Annotated in this window: 24 protein-coding genes; 14 read left to right on the top strand and 10 right to left on the bottom strand. The window is 72.2% G+C overall.

The features are described 5' to 3' along the window. Positions 1 to 67 precede the first annotated feature (67 nt). Positions 68 to 1255, bottom strand: a complete 1188-nt coding sequence (locus QF037_RS08570) for a thiolase family protein (RefSeq protein WP_307023462.1) — start codon at positions 1253 to 1255, stop codon at positions 68 to 70. 111 nt (positions 1256 to 1366) lie between these two features. Here QF037_RS08570 and QF037_RS08575 point away from each other — a divergent pair, with 111 nt between their 5' ends. From QF037_RS08575 to QF037_RS08590, 4 genes are all read left to right on the top strand, one after another. After that, on the top strand, positions 1367 to 2164 hold the full coding sequence (locus QF037_RS08575; protein ID WP_307023464.1) for an alpha/beta hydrolase: 798 nt from the start codon (positions 1367 to 1369) through the stop codon (positions 2162 to 2164). Positions 2165 to 2310: 146 nt separating this feature from the next. Beyond that, entirely contained in the window at positions 2311 to 2790 is a 480-nt protein-coding gene (locus tag QF037_RS08580; protein ID WP_307023466.1) for a Dps family protein, read from the top strand. Between the two features lie 31 nt (positions 2791 to 2821). Next, a complete protein-coding gene (locus QF037_RS08585) occupies positions 2822 to 3154 on the top strand; it encodes a DUF3140 domain-containing protein (protein ID WP_307023468.1) in 333 nt (110 codons plus the stop codon). Between the two features lie 109 nt (positions 3155 to 3263). Beyond that, entirely contained in the window at positions 3264 to 4082 is an 819-nt protein-coding gene (locus tag QF037_RS08590) for an SAM-dependent methyltransferase (protein ID WP_307023470.1), read from the top strand. Here the strand turns inward: QF037_RS08590 and QF037_RS08595 are convergent. The 7 genes from QF037_RS08595 to QF037_RS08625 are packed head-to-tail and all read right to left on the bottom strand — an operon-like array spanning position 4079 to position 10966. Next, on the bottom strand, positions 4079 to 4771 hold the full coding sequence (locus tag QF037_RS08595; RefSeq protein ID WP_307023472.1) for an SDR family oxidoreductase: 693 nt from the start codon (positions 4769 to 4771) through the stop codon (positions 4079 to 4081). The genes QF037_RS08590 and QF037_RS08595 overlap by 4 nt on opposite strands. Beyond that, positions 4768 to 5643 (bottom strand): cupin domain-containing protein, encoded by an 876-nt coding sequence (locus QF037_RS08600; protein ID WP_307023473.1) that lies wholly within the window; start codon positions 5641 to 5643, stop codon positions 4768 to 4770. Before QF037_RS08600 ends, QF037_RS08595 begins: the two co-directional genes overlap by 4 nt. After that, positions 5640 to 6983, bottom strand: coding sequence for an amidohydrolase family protein (locus tag QF037_RS08605; protein ID WP_307023474.1), 1344 nt, complete (start codon positions 6981 to 6983; stop codon positions 5640 to 5642). The genes QF037_RS08600 and QF037_RS08605 overlap by 4 nt, the downstream gene beginning before the upstream one ends. 22 nt (positions 6984 to 7005) lie before the next feature. Further along, a complete protein-coding gene (locus QF037_RS08610) occupies positions 7006 to 7986 on the bottom strand; it encodes an alpha-ketoacid dehydrogenase subunit beta (protein ID WP_307023475.1) in 981 nt (326 codons plus the stop codon). After that, positions 7974 to 8951 carry a thiamine pyrophosphate-dependent dehydrogenase E1 component subunit alpha gene (locus QF037_RS08615; protein WP_307037060.1) on the bottom strand — a complete coding sequence of 326 codons (978 nt, stop codon included), beginning with the start codon at positions 8949 to 8951 and terminating at the stop codon, positions 7974 to 7976. The genes QF037_RS08610 and QF037_RS08615 overlap by 13 nt, the downstream gene beginning before the upstream one ends. Then, entirely contained in the window at positions 8944 to 10281 is a 1338-nt protein-coding gene (locus tag QF037_RS08620; protein ID WP_307023476.1) for a M24 family metallopeptidase, read from the bottom strand. Before QF037_RS08620 ends, QF037_RS08615 begins: the two co-directional genes overlap by 8 nt. Before the next feature lie 52 nt (positions 10282 to 10333). Beyond that, positions 10334 to 10966 (bottom strand): helix-turn-helix domain-containing protein, encoded by a 633-nt coding sequence (locus tag QF037_RS08625; RefSeq protein ID WP_307023477.1) that lies wholly within the window; start codon positions 10964 to 10966, stop codon positions 10334 to 10336. A 578-nt stretch (positions 10967 to 11544) separates the two neighbouring features. Here QF037_RS08625 and QF037_RS08630 point away from each other — a divergent pair. The 4 genes from QF037_RS08630 to QF037_RS08645 all read left to right on the top strand — a co-directional run bounded on the left by QF037_RS08630 (position 11545) and on the right by QF037_RS08645 (position 15433). Continuing rightward, a complete protein-coding gene (locus QF037_RS08630; RefSeq protein WP_307023478.1) occupies positions 11545 to 11916 on the top strand; it encodes a DUF4333 domain-containing protein in 372 nt (123 codons plus the stop codon). A 19-nt stretch (positions 11917 to 11935) separates the two neighbouring features. Beyond that, positions 11936 to 12619 carry an ABC transporter ATP-binding protein gene (locus tag QF037_RS08635; protein ID WP_307023479.1) on the top strand — a complete coding sequence of 228 codons (684 nt, stop codon included), beginning with the start codon at positions 11936 to 11938 and terminating at the stop codon, positions 12617 to 12619. A gap of 16 nt (positions 12620 to 12635) precedes the next feature. Further along, a complete protein-coding gene (locus QF037_RS08640) occupies positions 12636 to 14648 on the top strand; it encodes an FtsX-like permease family protein (RefSeq protein WP_307023480.1) in 2013 nt (670 codons plus the stop codon). Positions 14649 to 14728: 80 nt separating this feature from the next. After that, on the top strand, positions 14729 to 15433 hold the full coding sequence (locus QF037_RS08645) for a response regulator (protein ID WP_307023481.1): 705 nt from the start codon (positions 14729 to 14731) through the stop codon (positions 15431 to 15433). A 116-nt stretch (positions 15434 to 15549) separates the two neighbouring features. On the opposite strand, the gene QF037_RS08650 is transcribed toward QF037_RS08645, so the two are convergent. Next, positions 15550 to 16959, bottom strand: a complete 1410-nt coding sequence (locus tag QF037_RS08650; protein WP_307023482.1) for a cytochrome P450 — start codon at positions 16957 to 16959, stop codon at positions 15550 to 15552. A 100-nt stretch (positions 16960 to 17059) separates the two neighbouring features. Then, complete coding sequence (locus tag QF037_RS08655; protein ID WP_307023483.1) at positions 17060 to 17506, bottom strand: potassium channel family protein; 447 nt, start codon at positions 17504 to 17506, stop codon at positions 17060 to 17062. 141 nt (positions 17507 to 17647) lie between these two features. Here QF037_RS08655 and QF037_RS08660 point away from each other — a divergent pair, with 141 nt between their 5' ends. The 6 genes from QF037_RS08660 to QF037_RS08685 all read left to right on the top strand — a co-directional run bounded on the left by QF037_RS08660 (position 17648) and on the right by QF037_RS08685 (position 22840). Next, a complete protein-coding gene (locus QF037_RS08660; RefSeq protein ID WP_307023484.1) occupies positions 17648 to 17974 on the top strand; it encodes a hypothetical protein in 327 nt (108 codons plus the stop codon). A gap of 65 nt (positions 17975 to 18039) precedes the next feature. Further along, positions 18040 to 18819 carry a hypothetical protein gene (locus QF037_RS08665; protein WP_307023485.1) on the top strand — a complete coding sequence of 260 codons (780 nt, stop codon included), beginning with the start codon at positions 18040 to 18042 and terminating at the stop codon, positions 18817 to 18819. 66 nt (positions 18820 to 18885) lie between these two features. Beyond that, entirely contained in the window at positions 18886 to 19743 is an 858-nt protein-coding gene (locus QF037_RS08670; protein ID WP_307023486.1) for an SAM-dependent methyltransferase, read from the top strand. 30 nt (positions 19744 to 19773) lie between these two features. Continuing rightward, positions 19774 to 21186, top strand: coding sequence for a glutamine synthetase family protein (locus QF037_RS08675; RefSeq protein WP_307023487.1), 1413 nt, complete (start codon positions 19774 to 19776; stop codon positions 21184 to 21186). A 1-nt stretch (position 21187) separates the two neighbouring features. Beyond that, a complete protein-coding gene (locus tag QF037_RS08680; protein WP_307023488.1) occupies positions 21188 to 22288 on the top strand; it encodes an amidohydrolase family protein in 1101 nt (366 codons plus the stop codon). A gap of 15 nt (positions 22289 to 22303) precedes the next feature. Beyond that, positions 22304 to 22840 (top strand): NUDIX hydrolase family protein, encoded by a 537-nt coding sequence (locus QF037_RS08685; RefSeq protein WP_307023489.1) that lies wholly within the window; start codon positions 22304 to 22306, stop codon positions 22838 to 22840. The last annotated feature ends 3 nt before the right edge of the window (positions 22841 to 22843 follow it).

Below are 22843 nucleotides of genomic sequence, written 5' to 3' on the forward strand. Positions count from 1 at the left end.
GGACCCGATGCTATGCGCATCCAACGGGTGCCGTAAGGAGCGTCTCGCCTGATGACCCTTCCCGTGCCTAGTACCTCTCCACCAGCACCGCGCTCCCCTGTCCCACGCCCACGCACATCGTCGCGAGGCCCCGCGCCGCTCCCGTGCGCCGCATGCGGTGCAGCAGTGTCGTGAGGATGCGGGCCCCCGAGCAGCCCAGCGGATGGCCGAGGGCGATCGCGCCGCCGCTCAGGTTGACCAGCTCCGGATCGATACCGAGGCGGTCCACGCAGGCGAGGGCCTGGGCGGCGAAGGCCTCGTTGAACTCGGCCTCCTGGAGGTCGCCGACGGTCCAGCCGGCGCGGGCGAGCACCTTCTGTGTGGCGGGGACGGGGCCGATGCCCATCACGTCGGGGTGGACGCCGGCCGAGGCGCCGGCGACATAGCGGCCGAGCGACTCCAGGCCGAGGTCGTTCAGCGCCTCCTCGCTGACCAGGAGGAGGCCTGCCGCGCCGTCGTTCATGGGTGAGGCGTTGCCCGCCGTGACGCTCCCGCCCTGCCGGAACACCGGCTTCAGCCGGGACAGCTTCTCGTACGAGGTGTCCTCACGGATGCACTCGTCGGCGTCCACGACCACGCCGTCCGGTAGCTCCACGGGCAGGAGTTCGTCGTCGAAGTGGCCGTTCTTGCGGGCTGCGGCGGCGCGTTGATGGCTGCGCAGGGCGAACTCGTCCTGGCGTTCGCGGGAGACGGCGTAGCGGTCCGCGACCTCCTCCGCCGTCTCGCCCATGGACAGCAGCCCGTGCAGTTCCTTCATCGCCGGGTTGACCAGCCGCCAGCCGAGCCGAGTGTCCACCGTCTCGACGCGGTGCGGCAGGGCCTCGTCGGGGCGGGGCAGGACGAAGGGGGCGCGGCTCATCGACTCGGAGCCGCCGGCGAGCACGATGTCGGCCTCGCCCGCGGCGATGGTGCGGGCGGCCGTCGTCACCGCTTCCAGCCCCGAGGCGCACAGCCGGTTCACCGTGGCGCCCGGCACGGTCTCGGGCAGGCCCGCGAGCAGCGCCGCCATGCGGGCGACGTTGCGGTTGTCCTCACCGGCCTGATTGGCGGCGCCCCAGTAGACGTCGTCGACGCGGGCGGGGTCAAGCGCGGGCACATCGGCGACGAGCCCGCGGATGACGGCCGCGGCGAGGTCGTCGGGGCGCACGCGGGACAGGGCTCCGCGCAGCTTTCCGATGGGGGTGCGGCGGGCGGCCGCGAAGTGGACGGGACGCACGGCTGGTCTCCCCGGTCGAATTAATTAGCACTGCTAGTTTCGGAGTGTAGACCGCCCCCTCACACCCTGGGAAGATCCCCGGGGACCTTCACCGACGCAGCTGGAGGAGACATGACCGAGGCCCGGGAGCACACCCTCGACGGACTGGTCGTACGCGAGTGGCCGCACCCGCGGCCGCGCCGGCTCGCGCTCGTCGTGCACGGGTACGGCGAACACATCGGGCGCTACGAGGAGCTCGCCGACGTCCTCCACCGGCACGGCGCGGCTGTCTTCGGGCCCGACCACCGGGGCCACGGGAAGTCGGCGGGCGAGCGAGTGCTGGTCGAGGACTTCGAGGACGTGGTCACCGATGTGCACACCGTGGCCGACTTCGCCCGAGCCGCCCACCCCGGCCTGCCGGTCGTCCTGATCGGACACTCCATGGGCGGCCTGATCTGCGCCCGCTTCGCACAGCGCCACGGCACCGAACTCACCGCGCTCGTCCTGTCCGGACCGGTGATCGGCGACTGGGAGCTGCCCCGGCGGCTGATCGCCCTGGACGAGATCCCGGACACGCCCGTCAGTCCGGCCTCGCTCTCCCGTGATCCCGCGGTGGGAGCGGCGTACGCGGCGGATCCGCTGGTCTGGCACGGGCCGATGAAGCGGCCGACGGTCGAGTCGTTCCTGCGCACGCTGGAGACCGTGGCCAAGGGCGGTGACATCGGCCGGCTCCCGCTGCTGTGGCTGCACGGAGACGACGACCGGCTGGTGCCGCTCGCCGGCAGCCGCGTCGGGGTCGAGCAGCTCAGCGGGGGTGTCCTGACCGAGCGGATCTATCCGGGCGCCCGGCACGAGGTGTTCAACGAGACGAACAGCGCAGAAGTCTTCGCCGACCTCACCCGTTTCCTGGACGTGGTGCTCGACGGGTGATCCCGCGGCGTTTGCAGCGATTCGCCCTGGGCACCCGCGCCGACATGGAGTGGTCGGCAGACCGCCTGTGACCAGGGACGCTGTGACCAGGGACGCGTCGCACCGCTCCGGATCGGCACGAACCACGCCAGAAGGAGGAGCACGGTATGACCGTGGTGAGGAGCACCCTTCCCGAGGACGCCCGCCGGATCGCCGGGGACGCCCTGCAGAGCACGCTCGTGGATCTGCTCGGGCTGTCGCTGATCGGGAAGCAGGCGCACTGGAACATCGTCGGCCCGCGCTTCCGCTCCATCCACCTGCAGCTGGACGAAGTGGTGGACACGGCCCGCAGCTACTCCGACACCGTGGCGGAGCGCGCCGCGGCGCTCGGGCTGCCGCCCGACGGCCGCCCGGAGACGATCGCCAGCGCGTACACCCTGCCCGGCCCGAAGGAGGGCTGGCAGCGGGACAACGACGTCGTCGCCCTGATGATGGAGACCCTGGAGACGGCGATCGGCCGACTGCGCGAGCGCATCGCCGCGACCGAGAAGGCGGATCCGGTCACCCAGGACCTGCTGATCGGCATCACGGCGGAACTGGAGAAGCAGCGCTGGATGTTCGACGCGGAGAACTGGCCGAGGGACTGACCGCCACCCGCACGTACGGAAGGTGCACATGATGACCGACGCCCTCGAACTCGACGCACTGTGGGAGGACTTCCACCGCGTGGTGAACATGACCTCGCAGGAGCTGGCGGCCTGGCTGCGGGTCAGCGACGCCGACGAGGACACCGAGCCGCTGCCGGAACACGCCGGGTCGCCCACCGGGCAGCACGTCCTGGCGATCCTGCAGAAACGGCGCACGGATCTCACCGATGACGACGTGGAGGTGATGTACGAGGTGGTGGACACCGTGTCGGCACAGGCGGACCCGGAGAACGAGCCTGCGGCGGAGGACACGCGGCGTCGGCACCTGCTGATGACGCTGGGCCACGATCCGCTCAAACCGTAGGAATGACACCGCAGTTGACCTGAACCGGGTGGCCGAAGACCGACTCCGCCCGGCCCGGATGATCGTGCGAGACTGCTCGCAACCTTGACCGGCGAGCAGAGGAGTCACAGTGACCGGGACCGAGCCGGCCGCCGTCCAGCGGATCGACACGACCAAGCCGCACCCGGCCCGCGTCTACGACTGGTACCTCGGCGGCAAGGACAACTACCCGGTCGACGAGGCCCTCGGCCGTCAGATCGCCTCGCTCAGCGGCGACGCCCCGCGGGCCGCGCGCGCCAACCGCTGGTTCATGAACCGGGCCACCCGTCAGTTGGTCGCGAACGCGGGGATCCGCCAGTTCCTGGACATCGGCACCGGTATCCCCACCGAGCCCAATCTCCACCAGATCGCCCAGCAGGTCGCCACGGACGCCCGCGTCGTCTACGTCGACAACGACCCGATCGTCCTCGCCCACGCCGGCGCCCTGCTGCGCGGCACCGAGGAGGGCGTGACGGAGTACATCGAGGCCGACGTGCGTGAGCCGCGGACGATCCTCGAACAGGCGGGCCGCATCCTCGACTTCGACCGGCCCGTCGCCCTGTCGCTCATCGCGCTCATGCACTTCGTCGCCGCCGAGGACGGCGCGTACGACCTGGTGGACACGCTGGTCGGCGCGCTGGCCCCGGGCAGCGCTCTGGTGCTGTCCGCGATGACCGCCGACTTCGAGCCGGAGAACGTACGGCGGGGCATCGAGGCCTACGCGGCGGGCGGGGTGACGCTGGTGGCCCGTACGCGGGACGAGTTCGGCCGGTTCTTCAAGGGACTCGACGTGCTGGAGCCGGGGATCGTGTCGGTCAAGGACTGGCGTCCCGAACTCGCGGTGAACGAGGCGCCGGACCCCGCGGCGGGACCGGTGTCGCTGTACGGGGCCGTCGGGATCAAGTCCTAGCCCAGCAACCACCCCCCGTCCACGGCGAGTTCGACGGCGTTGACCGACCGGTTGCGCAGCAGGAAGTCCACGGCGTCCACGACGTCCGCCATCGTGGCGAGCCGTCCGCTGGGTGTCCTGGTGCGTAGTCCGGCGAGCACCTCCCCCGGTTTGGCCAGCCAGTACGGGCTGTCCCCGACGACACCGGGGTGCAGGGCGTTGACGCGGACGGGGGCGAGTTCGACGGCGAGGGTGTGCACCAGTCCGCGCACGCCCGCGTTGACGGTCGCCACGGTCGTCGCGCCCGGGTAGGGCCGCTCCTTGGCCTGTCCGCCGAAGACGACGATGGCACTGTCGTCGTGCAGCCGGTCCCGGAGCGCGTGGACGACCTCGGTGTAGCCGACGAGCTTCAGCGTCACCAGGTTCAGGGCGGCCTCGATGTCGTACGCGCTCACCCGGTTGTCGTCGCGGGCGACACCGGCCAGGACCAGATGGTCGACAGGACCGATGCCGCCGAGCGCCGCCGCGATCTCCCGCGGCCGCGACAGGTCGAGGGCGATGCCGCGCAGCGCACCGGTCTCCTTGGCCGCCGTGTCGGCACGATGGGCGTCCCTGCCGGTGAGGACCACCTCGTCCCCCCGCCCCGCACGGAACCGGGCGAATTCGCGGCCGATCCCCGACGTACCGCCGACGACGAGCACACTGCTCATGACTCCACCACCTCCCTCAGGTACTCCCAGTCCCGTGTGAACCGGTACGAGTGGCGGACCGGCGGCTGCGGCGCCTGTGTCTCCAGCCAACGCACCGGCCCCGCACCGGCGTTGGTGAACCCGTGCACACAACCGGCGCCCGCCCAGGCCACATCGCCGGGCCCCAGCCGGTACACCGAGCCGTCGAAGGTGGCGTCGACGGTCCCTTCGAGGATCAGGTACGTCTCCTCGAAGGGGTGGTCGTGCGTGCCCGCGACACCGTCCGGGGCGTACTGCACCATGAACATCGTCGAGGCGACCGCGCCCAGGTCGCCGTCGACCATCATCTTCACCGTGATCCCGCTGTAGACCAGCAGCGCGGTGCGCATGCTCGCCGACACCGCGAGCAGGTCCTGGGACTGTTTGCCGGGTTCCATCTGCGCGGGCTCGAAGTGCCCGAAGGACCGGGTGCGCGGGTCACGGACGTCGAGGCGGACGGGGTCGCGGCGGGGCAGCGCGGGCACCGCCTGGGTGTCGTGGCCGTAGCGGGCGCGCGGCACGGGCGCGAGCATGTCCGCCCAGCGTGCGACGGTGTCCCCGGCGCCCCGCCAGGCGTGCGGGACACCGGTCGGCAGCAGCCCGTAGTCGCCCTCTTCGAGGAGGTAGGACCCTTCGGGCACGTCGAGGACGACGGTCCCGTCGAGCACGCAGAAGCTCTCCTCGTACGAGTGGACGTGGGGCCCGATCGCGCCGTCCGGCAGCAACTCGCAGATGCCGAAGCCGGTATGGACACTGCCGTCGTCCTCGCCGACCAACCCCCGCCGCCGGTGGCCGTGTTCGTCGTACGCCGGTGGCGGTACGTCGGTGGCGCGGCGCACCAGGTGAGCGGTCACCGGGCGGCCTTCGCGGCCAGGAGCCGGTCACGGGACTCCTCGACGAGGCGCCGGGCGCGGGCCACGTCGGCCGTCAGCTTCCCGTCCCGCTTACGGATCACGCCGTCGACGAGCACGGTGTCCACATTGGAGACATCGGCGGACAGCGTCACCGCGGCCGCCGCGTCGTGCACCGGCGCCACGTTCAGCGCGGTGGCGTCGATCGCGACGACGTCGGCCCGCTTGCCGGGGGTCAGCGAACCGGTGCGGTCCTCCAGTCCGGCGACATGCGCGCCGTTGAGCGTGGCGATCTCCAGCATCCGACGGGCCGTCAGCATCGCTTCGGGCACCGGGACATCGGCCTGCCAGCACTCCGCGTTGACGCGGGCCCGTTCGGCGCCGAAGGCCGCACGGATCTGGGTGAACATGTCGCCGGGGACGGTGGTGACGACGTCGATGCTCAAGGAGGGCCGCAGTCCGTACTCGATCGCCTTCATCACCGGCGGCCAGCCGTGCCCCATCTGCGTCTCGACCTGCGGCGCGACGGACACCGTACCGCCGCTGTCGGCGACCATCCGCCACTCCTCCTCGCTGAGGTAGCAGCAGTGGATGTAGGTGGTGTCCGGGCCGAGGAGCCCCAGGTCGTGGAGTTGCTTGACCATGCCGAAGCGGCCGGCCAGCCGTCCCATGCCGACATGGACGGTGAGCGGGATGTCCAGTTCCCGGGCCAGACCCCATTCCGCGGTGACGACGTCGTTCACACAGAAGCCGGGGCCGCGGGTGGCGAGACCCATGGTAAGCAGGGAGTCGTCGGAGGCGAAGTACTCGGCGCGGATCCGTCGTACGTCGTCACCCGGGATCGCGATCTTGCTCTCGAACCAGTAGTCGGCGAGGGAGGTGTTGGCGCTGCCGTAGGCGTACTGGGCGCGGATCCCGGACTCGGCGAGGGCCCGGATCGCGGCGTCGGGGTGCTCGGGGGTGTTGTTGATGTGCGACCAGTCGACGAGCGTGGTGATGCCGGCGTTCAGGCACTCCAGGGCGCCGGCCAGGTTGGCCGCGTACACGTCCTCGGGGGTGTAGAGCGGCGCGAAGGTGTCGAGGATGCCGACGAAGTAGTCGTCGAGCGTGGCGTCCGGCGCGACCCCGCGGATCGAGGCCTCCCAGGTGTGGCGGTGGGTGTCGACGAAGCCGGGGATCACGATCCGGCCGGTCATGTCGAGGGCTTCGGCATCGGCGCTGATCTCGGGCCGTACGGCTGCGATCCTCCCGTCCTCGATGAGGACGTCCCCTCGGGGAAGGTCCCCGATGTCGGGGTCCATCGAGATCACGTGACCTGCGCGCAGGAGTGTCCGAACGGTCATCGCCCTTCCTCCTTCGGGGTGTTCAGTACGCGGTGAGGTCGCGGACGGTCGCCACGACCTTGTCGACGGTGGGGATGACCCGCTCCTCCAGCGCGTCCGCGAACGGCAACGGGACGCACTCGCCCGCCACCCTGCGCACGGGCGCGTCCAGCAGGCCGAAGCCCTCGTCGGCGACGACCGAGACGACGGTGGCGCCCCAGCCGCCCTGGTACGGGTTCTCCTCGACGGTGACGAGCCGCGAGGTCCGGGCGAGCGAGGCGAGCACGCAGCTCATGTCCAGCGGCACCAGACAGCGCAGATCGACGACCTCGGCCTCGACACCCTCCTCGGCGAGCCGGGCGGCCGCCCGCAGCGCCACCGGCACCATCGCGGCGAGGGCGACGAGGGTCACGTCGGCACCTTCGCGCACGACGGCGGCGCGCCCCAGCACGACCACGTGGTCCGGTGGCGGGGGCGAACCCTTCGACGCCAGCAACCCCTTGTGCTCGAAGAAGACCACGGGGTCGTCGCTGCGGATCGCCGCCGCCATCATGCCGATCACGTCGGCGGGCGTCGCCGGAGCCGCGATCTTCAGGCCGGGGACGGTGAGCGCCCAGTTCTCGGTGGCCTGCGAGTGCTGGGCGCCGAAACCGAGCCCGCCGCCGTTGGCGGTGCGCACGACGAGGGGCACGGTGACCTGACCACCCGTCATGTAACGCACCTTGGGTATCTCGTTGGCGAGGTAGTCCCAACAACAGGCCAAAAAGTCCGAGAACATGATCTCCGCGACGGGCCGCATCCCGGTCATGGCGGCGCCCATCGCCGCGCCCACGATGGCCTGTTCGGAGATCGGCGTGTCCCACACCCGCTCCGGCCCGAACTCCTGGAACAGCCCGGCGGTTGTCTTGAACACCCCGCCGGCCTCCCCGATGTCCTCTCCCAGGCACACGACGGCCGCGTCCCGGCGCATCTCCCGCGCGATGCCCTCGGCGACCGCCTCCCGGTAGGTGATCACGTCCGCCATGCGGCACCCCCGTCGGCCCATACGTCGGTCAGCGCCTGCTCCGGATCGGGCGCGGGCGCGCTCTTCGCCGCCTCGACCGCCTTGCGTACGACGTCCTGGGCGCGCTCGTCGGCCGCGGTGAGCGTCTCCTCGGGCACGCCCAGCTCGGTCAGCCGTCCCCGCGCGATGTCCAACGGATCGTGCTTGAGCCAGCGTTCGACCTCCTCGGCCGGACGGTAGGTCGCCGGGTCGGACCGGCTGTGACCGAAGTGCCGGTAGGTCGCGGCCTCCAGCAGGGCGGGCCCGTCTCCTGCCCGGGCCCGCCCCGCCAGGGCGGCGACGGCGTCCCGGACCGCGACGACGTCGTTGCCGTCGACCGTCTCGCCCGGAATGCCGTAGGCGGACGCCCGGTCGGCGGCGGGCCGGGCGACCGCGGTGACGGAGGCGATCGGCGTGTACTCCATGTACAGGTTGTTCTCGCAGACGAACAGCACGGGCAGCTTCCACACGGCGGCCAGGTTGAGCGCCTCGTGGAAGGCTCCGATATTGGTCGCGCCGTCACCGAAGAAGGCCACCGCGACCTGGTCGGTGCCGCGCAGCCGCGCCGACCAGGCCGCGCCGGCCGCCATCGGGAGGTGGGCGCCGACGATGGCGTAGGAGCCGAGCATGCCCGTGGCCGCCTTGGTCAGGTGCATGGAGCCGCCCTTGGCGCCGCACAACCCCGTCGCCCGGCTCATGAGTTCGGCGAGGCATTCCTCGGGGGTGGCGCCCCGCGCCAGGGCGTGGTGGTGGCCGCGGTAGGTGGCGAAGACGTAGTCGTCGGCGCGCAGGGCGGCGCTCGCGCCGACGGCGATCGCCTCGTGTCCGGCGGCGAGGTGGGTGGTGCCCTTGACGAGGCCCTGGAGGAACAGGTCGTGGGCGGCCTTCTCGGTACGGCGGATGAGGACCATCTGCTCGTACAGGGCGAGGAGTTCGGCGCTATCCACCATGGGTGTCACCACCCCGGTTGAGATGGGACTGCGACTCCCGCCGGGTGTTGAGTTCGCCACCGACCGTCCAGTACTTGCGGCCCGCCACCAGCAGTTCCTCGGCCGGGAACTTGGTGATGACCTCGCAGCCGTCGGCGGTGACGACGAGCTCCTCCTCGATCCGGGCGGCGGACCAGCCGTCGGCGGCCGGCCAGTAGGTCTCCAGGGCGAACACCATGCCCTCTTCGAGGACTTCGGGGTGGTCGAGGGAGACCAGACGGCTGAAGATGGGCTTCTCCCAGATGGACAGCCCGACCCCGTGGCCGTACTGCAGCGCGAAGGCGGCGGTCTCGTCGGCGAAGCCGAACTCCTCGGCACGCGGCCAGACCCGGACGATGTCGGCGGTGGTGGCGCCGGGGCGGACGAGCGCGATCGCCTCGTCCATGTACTCCCGGCAACGGACGTAGGCGTCCCGCTGGGCGCCGGACGCGCTGCCCACGGCGAAGGTGCGGTAGTAGCAGGTGCGGTAGCCGAGGTGGCTGTGCAGGATGTCGAAGAAGGCGGGGTCGCCGGGGCGGATCAGACGGTCGCTGTAGACGTGCGGGTGGGGTGAACAGCGTTCCCCGGAGATGGCGTTGACGCCCTCGACGTACTCGCTGCCGAGGTCGTACAGGACCTTGCTGACCAGCCCCACGCACTCGTTCTCGCGTACGCCGGGCCGCAGATAGCCGTACAGCTCCTCGTAGGCGGCGTCCACCATCGCGCAGGCCTGGGCCAGCAGGGAGATCTCGTCGCGGGTCTTGATGCGGCGGGCCTCCAGGAAGACCTGCTGGCCGTCGACGACGTCGATGCCCTCGGCGCGCAGGGCGGCGAGGACCGGCATCTCGGCGACGTCGATGCCCAACGGCTCGTCCGCCAGGCCGTGTTCGCGCAGCTCGGCGGCGATCTTCGCGGCGACATCCGCGGCGATCCCGGCGTCCGGGTGGAAGGCGCCGCGGAGGGTGGAGATACCGGCCCGGGCGCCGGTGGGCGGGCCGCCCTTGCCGTCGCTGTAGTCGAGCCAGGGGTTGTAGAGCTGGTGGTGGCGGGCGGCGGAGCCGAAGTCCCAGACGACCGGTTCGCCACCGCGCGTCAGCAGCGCGAAGCGGATCAGCTTGTCCATCGCCCAGGTGCCGATGTGCGTGGCGGTCATGTAGCGGATGTTGGCGAAGTCGAAGCTGAGCACCGCGCCGAGGGAGGAGCGGTTCAGGGTCTCGTGCAGCCGGGCCAGCCGTTGTCCGCGGAGCCGGTCCAGGTCGACGCGCTCTTCCCAGTCGACGGCGTTGGGTCCGAAAGTGCGGATCGCCATGGCGACCACCCCCACTTTCGAGTCAACGACCGTGTCCCGGAAGTGTCAAGTGCTACTGAACACTCCGGCCCGCGACGAACCAGACCCCCACGGCCGGTTCGGCGCCGTCGTTGCGGTAGCGGTGCGGGGTCGTCGACTCGAAGCAGACGGCGTCGCCGGGGCGCAGGACGCGTTCCTCGAAACCGAGGGTGAGGACGAGTTCACCGGAGGTGAGGTAGCCGTACTCGGTGCCCGCGTGCCGCATCAGACCGCCCGAGGTGGCGGAGGAACCACCGGGCCGGTAGGTCACCAGCAGAAAGTCGGCGTCCGTGCCGGGGACGTGCCCGAGCCGCTCCCACACGACACCCGAGTCCAGCTCCAGAACCTCCCGCTCACCCGGGGTGACCAGGGGACCTATGCGTCGGCCGGGGTCGGCGGCGAAAGCGGCCATGGCGTGCAGCGCGGCGCCTGCGACCGTCGCCGCGGCGGGCTCCCGCGCCTCGAAGAGCGACTCGACGGAGATGCCGAGTGCCGTCGTGATCGCGTACAGCGTGCTCACCGACGGCTGGCTCTTGCCGGTCTCGATCTGCGACACCAGGCTCGCGGAGACCCCGACCTCCCGCGCGAGGGCCCGCAGACTGAGCCCGCTCTCCAGGCGCGCCCGCCGAATGCGCGCGCCGACGGGCGGCACGGCGACAGGTGACACCGGCGACTCCTCTCCCTCGCGGGAATGTGCAGCACCATTGAACAGCCGGGACCCACCGCACGGCCAGCACCGCAGGCAGGCGCGGCACGACAGCTCGCACCGGACGGATGGGCGGGACCGGACGACGGGCACGTCGCGGCGCCGCGGTGTTCGGTGCGAGCGGAGCGGTCCTCGCCCTGTCGGGTACCGCGAGAGCGGTCGAGGACCGGCATGGCCCCCCAGCACCAGCGCCTCGGCCCGTGACACCGGCGCCCGCACTCCGAGAGGGTCCGTGGGCACGGGCGCTTCGGCGGGAAACGGCAGGGCCCGGACGAAGCCCTCGGCCTCGGCGCCCCGGCCGGGAACGTCGGCGCCGGAGTTCCGGCCGGAAACCGATGGCATGCCGGTGACCCGTGGGCGCGGGCGCCGGGCGGTGAGATCGGCCGAACGGCCGACCCTGACCGCCGCGGTCATGGCCGTATGGCCGAGGCGCGCACCCGGGCCCGCGGGCGAGGCTGGAGCCACTTCAGCGCCACCCGGAGCTGCCACTCCGGCCCCCTCCGACCCGCCCCCGTCCCCTCCACTCGCAGGAGTTCACGATGCAGCGCAGCAAGTTCCTCGTCGGTGCCGTCGGAGGCGCGACCGCGGTCGTCGCCGTCGGCGGCCTCGGCACGTACCTGCTCTCCGGGACGGAGTCGACCACCGGGCTCGACGACATCAGCACGGTGACCGTCGACGGGCACAGGGCCCTGTCGGGCACGGTCGTCGCGGGCCGCACCCAGAGCAAGTACCACCCGCTGCCCTGGGTCGGCGAGAAGGTCACCGGTGTCACCTGCCCGACCGGTCTGAAGGCCGTGGCGGGGGCCACCGTCACCTGCACCGGCAGAACCACGGGCGGCAAGGCCGTCACGATCCCGGTCTCCGTGGTCAAGGCCACGCATACGTCCGTCACCTGGAAGTTCGAGCGCTGACAGAAGGCCACCTCACCTCATGAGCACTGTTCTGGCCGGTCGCGGCCTCGTGAAGAAGTACGGCTCCACCACCGCCCTCGCGGGCGTCGACGTGGAGGTCGGCGAGCGGGACTCCCTCGCCATCATGGGCCCGTCGGGCTCCGGCAAGTCCACCCTGCTGCACACCCTCGCCGGGATCGTCCGCCCCGACGGCGGTCAGGTCCTGCTGCGCGGCGAACGCATCGACACGCTGGGCGAGAACCGGCTCAGCGCCCTGCGCCGCAAGCGGTTCGGGTTCGTCTTCCAGTTCGGCCAGCTGCTGCCGGAACTGCCCGCCGACGAGAACGTCGCCCTGCCGCTGATGCTGGAGGGCACCCCCCGCAAGCAGGCCGTGGAACGCGCCCGCCGCTGGTTCGCCCCGCTCGGCCTCGACGGCCTGGAGCACCGCAGGCCCGGCCAGCTGTCCGGCGGACAGGCCCAGCGCGTCGCCATCGCCCGCGCCCTGGCCGTCGAACCGGACGTGGTCTTCGCCGACGAGCCGACGGGCGCCCTCGACCAGACCACCAGCACCGAGGTGATCCGTCTGCTCACCTCCGTCACCCGCGAGCAGGGCGCCGCCCTGGTCATGGTCACCCACGACGCCGACGTCGCCGCCCACTGCGACCGGGTCCTACAGGTCCGCGACGGCCGGATCAGCAACCACAGCCAGTTCACGGTCGCCTGAGCCTCTCGGAGATGTGATGCGCTCCCCCGTCCTGCCCCTGACCTGGCACCTGGCCCGGTCCTCCGGCCGCCGCGGCCTCCAGAGCCAGTTGCTCGCAGCCGGTGCCGCCGCCGTCGGCGTGTTCGTCATGCTGGTGATGATCGCCGCCACGACCGGTTCCGCCGTCCGCGCCGACCGCACGGCCTGGCGCACACCCGACGCCGTCGAACACGGCACGGCCGTCCAGGCGCTGGCCACGACGTACGTCCGCCATGAGCCCGTCACGGTCGTGTCGCTGGCCCAGCTGCCCGACCGCACCCCGACCCCCGCACCGCCCGGTCTCCAGAACTTCCCGAAGCAGGGCGAGGTGTACGTCTCCCCCGCCCTGGCCGACCTGCTGCACAAGCTGCCGGCGGACCAACTCGCCGAGCGTTTCCCGAAGCCGGCGTCCTACGGCACGATCGGCTCCGCCGGTCTCGCCTCGCCGGACGAGTTGGTCGCCGTGGTGGGACGGGCGCCGAGCGCCGCCGCGGTGTCCTCGGCCGCCGAGGGCGGCGCCACCTGGTACGACATCGGACAGGCCTGGCGCGCCGAGATCTCCGGGTTCTCCGGCACCGCGCGGAGCCTGTTCACCGCCTCCGACCAGGCGGCGGCCATGCTGGGCGTCGTGCTCCTGGGAATGCCCGTGGTCGTGCTGGCCTCCGCGGCCGGGCGGCTCGGCGCGGCCCGGCGCGAACAGCGGCTCGCCGCCCTGCGGTTGGCCGGGGCGACACCGCGCCAGATCATCGCGATGACCGCCCTGGAGGCGGCCACCGTCGGCCTGGCCGGGGCCCTCACCGGTGCGCTCGCCTACGCGGCCCTGCTGCCCGCCCTCGCGAGGATCCCGTACGGCATCGGCGGCTGGTACACGAGTCAACTCTGGGTCGGGACCGGCTGGTTCGCGGCCGTCGTGCTGGGCGTCACCGCCCTCCTCACCGTCAGCGCGGTGTCGATGCTGCGCCAGGTGGCGACCTCGCCGCTCGGCGTGGCCCAGCAGGCGAATCCGAGGCGCACCCGGATGATCCGTCTGGTGCTGTTCGTGGGCGCCCTCGGCTACATCTGGGCGACCTCCGGCGGTGGCGGCCAGCTGAACAAGCGGCAGCTCCTGACCCTTCTGCTGCTGTTCTACGGCACGTTCTGGCTGTTCGGCCCGTGGGTCGTGGACCGGCTCGGCCGGGTGCTGGGCCGCTTCGCCCGCCGACCGGCGACCCTGCTGGCCGCGCGCCGGCTCAGCGACGACCCGCGGGGCGCCTGGCGTACCGTCAGCGGTCTGGTGCTGGCCGGGTTCGCGGCCGGGTTCTTCTCGATCAGCATGCTGGGCAGCGACACCGGGCAGTACCGGGACCAGGTCGCCGTGGTCACCGCCGACGCCGGCACCGCCCGGCATGCCGCCGCCGAGGCCCGTACTCTCCTGCACCGGGCCGGTGTCACCGCGACCGTCACCGCCGGGCGGGAGGACGACTTCGACACCCTGCTGGGCGGCGCGCCGGGTGTCATCGCCCAGGTCTCCGGCGGCACGGAACGTATCGACACCGCCGTCACCGCGCTCTCCCCGCTCGCCCCGGGCACACCGCCGTACTCCAGCGACTACGCCGGCGCGAGCGACAGCATCGCCACCGGACGGATCGCCCAGGTCAGCATCGCGACCCTGGCCCTGAGCTTCGTCGTGGCGAGCGCCTCGGCGGGTCTGACCGCCGCCGCGAACGTCCTCGATCGGCGCCGCGTGTACGGCCTGCTCCGGCTGGCAGGCACCCCGCTCAAGGTGCTGGACCGGGCCCGGGTACGCGAGACGGTCGTCCCGCTGGTGGTCCTGGCGGGTGGCACCACCGCGATGGGCATGTACGGTGCCGGCAAGCTCAACCAGGCGCTCGGCACCACGGTCAACGCCACCGGCCTCCTGCAACTGGCCGTCTGCGCGGTGCTGGGCGCGCTGGCGATGTTCGCCGCGATCAGCGCCAGCCGGCCGCTGCTGCGGAGGGTGACGGCCGATCCGGCGCAGACCGCGGACTGAACCGACCCTCCGCGCACGGCCCGCCGCCACGACAGCGGCGGGCCGCCCGGCCACCCGTATCCGTGAGGCATGATCGAGCCATGACCGCTCCCAGCCCGGCCGGCGCCCCCGGCAGCCCCATCCGGGTGCTCATCGCCGACGACCAGGACATGGTCCGCACCGGCTTCCGTTTCTTCCTGAACGCGCAGCCCGACATGACCGTCGTCGCCGAGGCCGCCGACGGTGAGGAGGCGGTGGCGCTGGCCCGTGAACTGCGTCCGGACGTGTGTCTGCTGGACATCCGGATGCCGAAGCTGGACGGTCTGGCGGCCACCCGGCTGCTGGCCGGGCCGGACGTCGCCGACCCGCTGCGGGTGGTCGTGGTGACCACCTTCGACCTCGACGAGTACGTGTACGGCGCGCTGCGCGGCGGCGCCTGCGGCTTCCTCCTCAAGGACTCCGGTCCCGCGCTCCTCGCGGAGGCGGTCCGGGCCGCCGCGGCCGGCGACTCGCTGGTCTCCCCCTCGGTCACCGTCCGCCTGCTGAAGCATGTGACGGACGCCCCGCAGCCGGCCGCCCCCACCCGCCCCGCACCCGTGACCGAGCCGCTGACGGACCGCGAACTCGACGTGGTCCGGCTGGTCGCCCTCGGCCGCACCAACGCCGAGATCGCCGCCGAGCTGTACGTCTCCCTGTCCACGGTCAAGACGCACCTGTCCAGCGTGCAGCTGAAACTGCGGGCACGGAACCGCGTGGAGATCGCCGCGTGGGCCTGGCAGCACGGACAGGTCACGCCCGGTGCCTAGGCCCTGTCGTCACATTCCCGCCTGCCCCGCGACGCCATGCACGCTCCCCCACTGCCTTGAGGGCGTGGGGGAGCGTGCCGGGCGTCGCGACGGGGCAAACGTTGCCTGCCGCGGCACTAGTCTCCCGACCGGATGAGCCCCGTCAGATACCGCCACAGCGACGACCGCCGCTTGACGGCCGGGTCCTGTGCCTCCGGTACGCCGTCGGCGGGCGCCTCGGCCGGTACGGGCCGCGGCACGAACGTGCCGGACAGCTCGTAGCGCACCGGCAGGGATCGCAGCCCCCGCATGAACGGCGAGGAACGCCAGGGCAGTTGGTCCACCGGCAGGGCGAGCTCCAGATGACCGAACCGTTCGACGATGCGGCTCACCCCGGCCGCCGCGATCGTCGACGCCAGCTCCCGGGCCGGGCACTGACGGGGGCCCGCACCCCACGCCAGATGCGCCCGGCTGCTGATGCTGGAGGAGCCCGGTGTCATCTGCCCGGCGAACAGGGGGTCGGCGTGCGCGGCGGCGGAGGAGACCCACACGGGGTCGCCGGCGTGGATGGTGTAGTCGCCGAGCGGGGTGTCCGCGGCCGCGAACCTCGGCACGAAGTTGACCAGCGGCGGCTTGCGCATGACCACCCGGTTCATGGTCTCCCGGACCATGCCGGCGGACAGCGTCTGGCGCACCCCGCCGTCGCCCTCGCCGGAGATCACCTCGACGACGGTGTTGGAGATGAGGATGCCGACGTGGTCGGAGGTCATGCCGAGCAGCATGAACAGTTCGCGGGCCAGTTCGTCGACCGTGAGGTCCGGGTGGGCGGCGAGCAGATGGGAGGGGAAGTCGTCGCCGGGCTTCTCCCGCTTCGCGGCGGCCAGCTCCGAGAGCGTCACCAGCAGTCGCGCCAGGGCGGGTTCGGCGTCCGGGCCGGCGTCCAGCACCCGCCACATGTCCATCAGGGCGTCGTCGCCCTGCGAGCCGGGGAAGCCGAGAAGGTGGCTCGCCGCCATCAGCGGCAGCGGGCGGGAGAACTGCGCCGACAGGTCGGCGTTCCCCGTACGGCCGCCCTGCGCGAGCAGGCCGATCAGCTCGTCGGCGTAACCCGTGACGGCGGCCTTGAGCCGCTTGGCCTGCGGATGGCGCGGGTCCTGGAAGGGCCGCAGGGCGGTGTCCCAGGCGCCACGGAGCCGGGGGTAGCCGGGGCCGCCCTGGATCAGTACGTGGTTGACCTCGAGGGAGGGGCCGAGCGGCCAGTCGGCGGGCACCCGCCCCTCGGTGCGGGCCCGCCAGTTCTCCAGACCCTTCGGCCAGCCCGCGTCGTCCTGGAGCACCTGGAGCGACTCGCGGTAGCCGAGCACGAGCCAGGCGGGCACGCCCAGCAGGTCGACCGGCGCGACGGGACCGTGGCGCTCACGCAACCGCTCGTAGACGAGCGCGGGGCGCGTCTCGTAGTCCCGCGTCAGCAGGGGTTCGGGAGCCAGGTCCTCCAGCCGTGCCCCGTCCGACGTGGACTCCACCTCGTCGACCACATGGAACTCCATCGTGCTGTCGCCCCCTTCGGCACCCCGGCCATGACAGACCGCACGGGACCCTACCCGAGGCGTGACAGGCGTCAAGTGCCGGGGTACTGACCGGTAGCGATCAGTGTCGTTCACCCTTCTCTGCCACCAGCTGCTCCAGCCGGTCGAACCGCTCGTGCAGCGCCTGGACCGCCTCGTGGCCCAGCCGGTGGCGGCGCTTCTGTTCCCGGCCGACGAACCAGGTGGCCAGGGCCGCGGTGACCATGCCGTACGTGGTGATGCCGACGACCATCACCACCGTGCCGACGACCCGGCCCCACGGCGTCACCGGGTAGAAGTCGCCGTATCCGACGGTCGTCGCCGTCTCGATCGACCACCACAGCGCCTTCGGGTACGACGTCAGATTGGCGCCCCGCGCCCCGTCCTCGGCGGCCACCGCCGCCCACGAACCGAGCAGCATCACCACCGCGAGAACGGCCGTGGCACCGCCCGCCGCCTTCAGATGGAGCGAGCGCCCCTCCCGGGCCAGCAGCAACTCGACGGCCCTGGTCAGGTATCCGGGCAGCATGGCCACTCCTTCGGGTGCGGGCGCTTGGAGTCAGTGTCGGCGGCGGTGCGCGGGCGGGCATGCCGGGCGGCTCGTTCGAGTTGCCGTGCGCCGCACGCCGTCATCTGCTGGGGCCGACGCACCCCACGCGACGGAGGAGCCATGGCGCCGGAGCCCCGATCGGTGCCGGAGACCTTCGCGTTCGCCTGCGGAGACTGCGGCCACTCCTGGGAGGCCACCTTCCAGGTCATGTTCTTCACCGACCCGCTGGACGCCTCGGGCCTGACCACGCAGGAGTACGTCGACGAGGCGGGCAGGGCCATCAGGTCGCCCCTCGCCGACGCGGTCTGCTCCGAGTGCGGCGGCCGCAGGGTGAACGTCCTGGAGGCCGGGCACGCCGAACACACCCGGCACGCGGAGCCGGAACCCCGCACCCGCCACAAGCACCGCCTCCATCTCCCCCACCGCTCACCCGAACGGTCCGACTGAGCTGGTGAGCCGCGCGGGCCGGTGATGCGCTGAGGGCACCCCCGCGCCCCCAGGAGGCATCCGCGATGACCCGTTGTCCGTCCCGACCCGCCCGCTTCCTCGCCCCGGCCCTGGCAGCGACCGTGCTGCTGACCTGTGCGGCCTGCTCGGACGACGACAAGGACGCCGGCGCCTCGGTAATCGGCGCCTCCCCCCTGGCCGCCGACTCCCCGACCGCCTCCGCTCCGGCCCGCCTCACCGAGGCCGGGGCCCGCCGGGCCCTCATCACCGAGACCGACCTCGAGGACGACTGGACGCGGGTCGAGGACGCCGCGACCTGGCGCGACAGCCTGCTCATCGGCAAGGTCGACGTGGCCGACTTCCTCACCGCCAAGGCGGACGCCGCCGACTGCCAGAAGCTCCTCGACGGCCTCTACAGCGAGGAGTTGCTCGGCAAGCCGTCCGGCGCCTCCGCGCTCACCGGCTTCGAGGAGGAGGACTCCCGGCTGCTCTACCAGGTGGGCGCCTACCGGCAGCCGGGCCTCGACGCCTCCCTGGCCTGGCTGAAGTCCCTGCCGACCAAGTGCGACCAGTTCGTCGCGATCGACTCCGCGGGCGACCGGCGCACCGTGCAGGTCACCGAGACCTCGCTGCCCGAGGAGGGCGACGCACGAGAGGGGCTGCGGGTGACGGTCCAGGGCACGTCCGGCGGCAACCCGGCCACTCTCACCCTGGACGTCGCCGCCGTACGCGTCGGCACGGACGCGATCACAGTGACGGCCGGTGGTCTGGACGGCGTCGAGGACGACACCGTCAAGGACGCGGTGAGCGCGGGCACCAAGCGCCTCGACGACGTACTGAGCTAGGACAACCCCTCTTCCGCACCGCCCACTTGAGCCGATCCCGGGACAGCTTGATCATCCGGCGGCACAATGGCGACGACGGGCTGCGGCGCCGCGGTCGTCGGAGCGAGGAGAGGACGAGACGTGAGTGACACCCCGGACCTGCCGTCGAGGCTGAACACCGGTGTCGCGCACAACGCGCGCGTGTGGAACTACTGGATCGGCGGCAAGGACAACTACGAGGTCGACCAGCGGGTCGGCGAGCAGGTCGCCGGGATGTTCCCGGTCATCCGGTCCATCGCCCGCGCCGACCGCGACTTCCTCGGCCGGGCCGTGCGCCACTTGGCCGCCGAGCGCGGGGTACGCCAGTTCCTGGACATCGGCACCGGCCTGCCGACGGTGGACAACACCCACGAGATCGCCCAGCGCATCGCCCCGGACGCGCGGATCGTCTACGTCGACAACGACCCCGTCGTCCTCGCGCACGCCCACACCCTGCTCACCAGCACCGGCGAGGGCGTCACCGCCTACATCGACGCCGACGTCCACGAGCCGGAGGCGATCCTCGAACGCGCCGCGCACACCCTGGACTTCACCGAGCCCGTCGCGGTGATGATGCTGGGCATCCTCAACTTCGTGCTCGACTACGACAAGGCGCGGGACATCGTCCGCCGGGTGCTGGCCGAAGTCCCCTCCGGCAGCTGTCTGGTGCTCACCCACCCCACTTTCGACGACGCCCTCGGCGGCGCGGGCCAGATCCCGGCCATGAAGTTCTGGAACGAGAACGCCACCCCGCCGATCACCGCCCGCAGCGGCACCGACATCGCCGCGTTCTTCGAGGGACTGGACTTCCTGGAGCCGGGTCTGGTGTCGTGCTCGCAGTGGCGCGCCGAGACCGACTCCCCGCACGTGGTACCGCAGTTCGGCGCGGTGGCCGTGAAACCCTGACACGCTGGCCCAGCCCGTCGTGGAGGACGTATGACACCCCTTTCCGACCCCGCCGACCCGGTCCCCGGCGGACGTCCCGGTGACGTCGACCGTGCCACCGCCCTGAGCGACGAACTGGCCGAGAGGGGCGTGCACGGCGTCGTGCTGTCCTACGTCGACACCGCGGGCGTCGGCCGGGTGAAGACGGTCCCGACGGCCAGGCTGGCCTCGGCCGCGGCCTGGGGCGTCGGTATGTCGCCGGTCTTCGACACCTTCCTGGCGAACGACTCCATCGTCAGCACCGACGTCCTCGGCTCCCCGGACGGCGACCTGCGCCTCTACCCCGACCTCGACCGGCTCGTGGTCCTGGCCGGGCAGCCCGGCTGGGCCTGGGCGCCGGTCGATCGCGTCACCCAGGAGGGCGAGCGGCACCCGGGCTGCACCCGCACCTTCCTGCGCCGGCTCGTCGCGGACGCGGAGCAGCGGCACGGGATCACCTTCAAGGCGGCCGTCGAGGTCGAGTGGGCGATCGGCCAAGGCCCGTCGGCCGAGGGGGACTTCGTCCCGGCCCTGTCGGGTCCGGCCTACGGCGCGATCCGCCAGGTCGAGGTCAGTGACTACACGGCCGATCTGCTGGCCGCGTTCGCGGCACAGGGCGTCGACGTCGAACAGCTCCATCCCGAGTACGCGGCCGGGCAGTTCGAGGTCTCGGTGGGCGCCCTGGACCCGGTGGCGGCGGCCGACCGGAGCGTGCTGGTGCGGCAGACGATCCGCGCGGTGGCCGCGCGCCACGGGTTCGTGGTCTCGTTCGCCCCGGCGGTCCTCGCCCAGGGCGTCGGCAACGGCGGCCATCTCCATCTCTCCGCCTGGCGCGACGGCACGAACCTCCACGCGGGCGGCGACGGCCGCTACGGCATGACGGCACAGGCGGAGTCCTTCGCGGCCGGGGTACTGGCCCACCTCCCGGCCCTCACGGCCGTCACCGCCCCCAGTCCGGCCAGCTATCTGCGCCTCAAACCCTCCCAGTGGGCAGGGGTGTTCACCGCCTGGGGCCGCGAGACCCGCGAGGCGGCGCTGCGCGTCGTCACGGGCACCCTCGGCCTGCGCGACCAGGCGGCCAACCTGGAGGTCAAGCCGGTCGACCTGGCCGCCAACCCGTATCTGGCGCTGGGGAGTGTGATCGCCGCGGGCCTGGACGGCATCACGTCGTCCACGCCGCTCCCCGAGGAGATCACCGGCGACCCGGCCCGCCTCGAAGCCGGCACCGCGACGGCCCGCGGCGTACGCCGGCTGCCCGCGTCGCTGGCGGAGGCGGTGGTGGCGTTCCGCGGGGACAAGACGCTGCGCGGCGCCCTGGGCACGGTGCTCGCCGACGCCGTGATCGCCGTACGGGAAGGCGAGATCGCGGCCGTGGCCGGGCTGGACGACGAGCAGGTCGCGGCGGCGTACCGCTGGAAGTACTGACATGGGCGCGGTCCACGAGGCGCTCGCCGCCCTGAGTCTGGTCGACCACCACTGCCACGGTGTCGTGACCGCCGACCTGGACCGGCCCGGCTTCGAGTCGCTGCTGACCGAGGGCGACCGCTGGCCGGGCGGCTCGCCCTTCGACACCCCGGTGGGTGTGGCCGTACGCCGCCACTGCGCACCGCTGCTCGGCCTGGACCGGCACGCCCCGCCGCGGGAGTACCTGGCGCGGCGGACGGAGCTGGGCTGGCGGGAGGTGAACCGGCGCTTCCTGGCCGCCGCCGGCACCGGCACGTACTGCGTGGACACCGGTTTCGGTCCGGCCGAGCTCGCCGCGGACGACGTGTACGAGGTCGTCCGGCTGGAGAGCGTCGAGGAGGCGATGGCGGCCGGGGGCGTGGAGCCCGACGCATACGCGCGGGCTTTCCACTCGGCCGCGCGGCAGGCGGTGGGGCGGCCGGGCGTGGTGGCGGTGAAGTCCGTGGCGGCCTACCGGACCGGCTTCGATCTGGATCCGGCGCGTCCGTCGGCGGCGGAGGTCGAGCGGGCGGCGCGGCACCGGCTCGCGGCGGGCGGCCGGCTGGAGGACCCGGTCCTCGTCCGGAACCTGCTCTGGACGGCGGTCGACCTGGGCCTTCCGCTCCAGCTGCACACGGGGTTCGGCGACAACGACATCCGGCTGCACCGGGTGGATCCCACGCACCTCACGGACTGGCTGCATCTGACCGCCGGTACGATCCCGGTACTGCTGCTGCACTGCTGGCCGTATCAGCGGCAGGCCGGCTATCTGGCGGCGGTCTTCGAGCAGGTGTACCTCGACGTGGGCCTGACCTTGCACCACGTCGGTCCGGCACGGGCACGGGCGGTACTGGAGGAGGCGTTGGAGATCACACCGTTCCGCAAACTGCTGTACAGCTCCGACGCGTACGGTCTGTCCGAGTTCTACGCGCTCGGCGCGCTGTCCTTCCGCAAGGGCCTGGGCGAGCTGCTCCAGGACCGGGTGGACGACGACGAGCTGAGCCTGTCCGACGCGCTGCGGCTCGCAGAGTGGGCGGGAGCACACAATGCCCATCAGGTCTACCGTCTTTCCGGCTCCTCCTGAAAGTATGATCAAGCAATGTCTGACATGACCGAAACCACGCCCGGCTGGCTGACTACGGACGACCTCGAGCAGGCGCGCGCCCGTATGCCGATCCTGTACGTCGAGGCCGTGCCCGTACGCGTCGACGACAGCGGCGAATTGACCAGCGTCGGCCTGCTGCTGCGCATGGGTTCCGGCGGGACGGTCAGCCGGACGCTGGTCTCCGGCCGTGTTCTGCACCACGAGCGCGTCCGCGACGCCCTCATGCGGAACCTGGAGAAGGACCTCGGCCCGGTGGCGCTGCCCCGCATCCCGGCGGCCCCGCAGCCCTTCACGGTGGCCGAGTACTTCCCGACGCAGGGCATCACGCCCTACCACGACCCCCGTCAGCACGCGGTGTCGCTGGCCTACGTCGTCCCGGTGACCGGTGACTGCCGCCCCCGCCAGGACGCCCTCGACCTGGTCTGGTTCAGCCCCCAGGACGCCGTGTCGGAGGCGGTGCAGAGCGAGATGCCCGGCGGGCACGGCGTGCTGCTGAAGCAGGCGCTGGCACACCTGGGCTGCGCGGTCTGACCG

This window comes from Streptomyces canus, from assembly GCF_030815415.1.
In the GTDB taxonomy this organism is placed as follows: Bacteria; Actinomycetota; Actinomycetes; order Streptomycetales; family Streptomycetaceae; genus Streptomyces; species Streptomyces canus_F.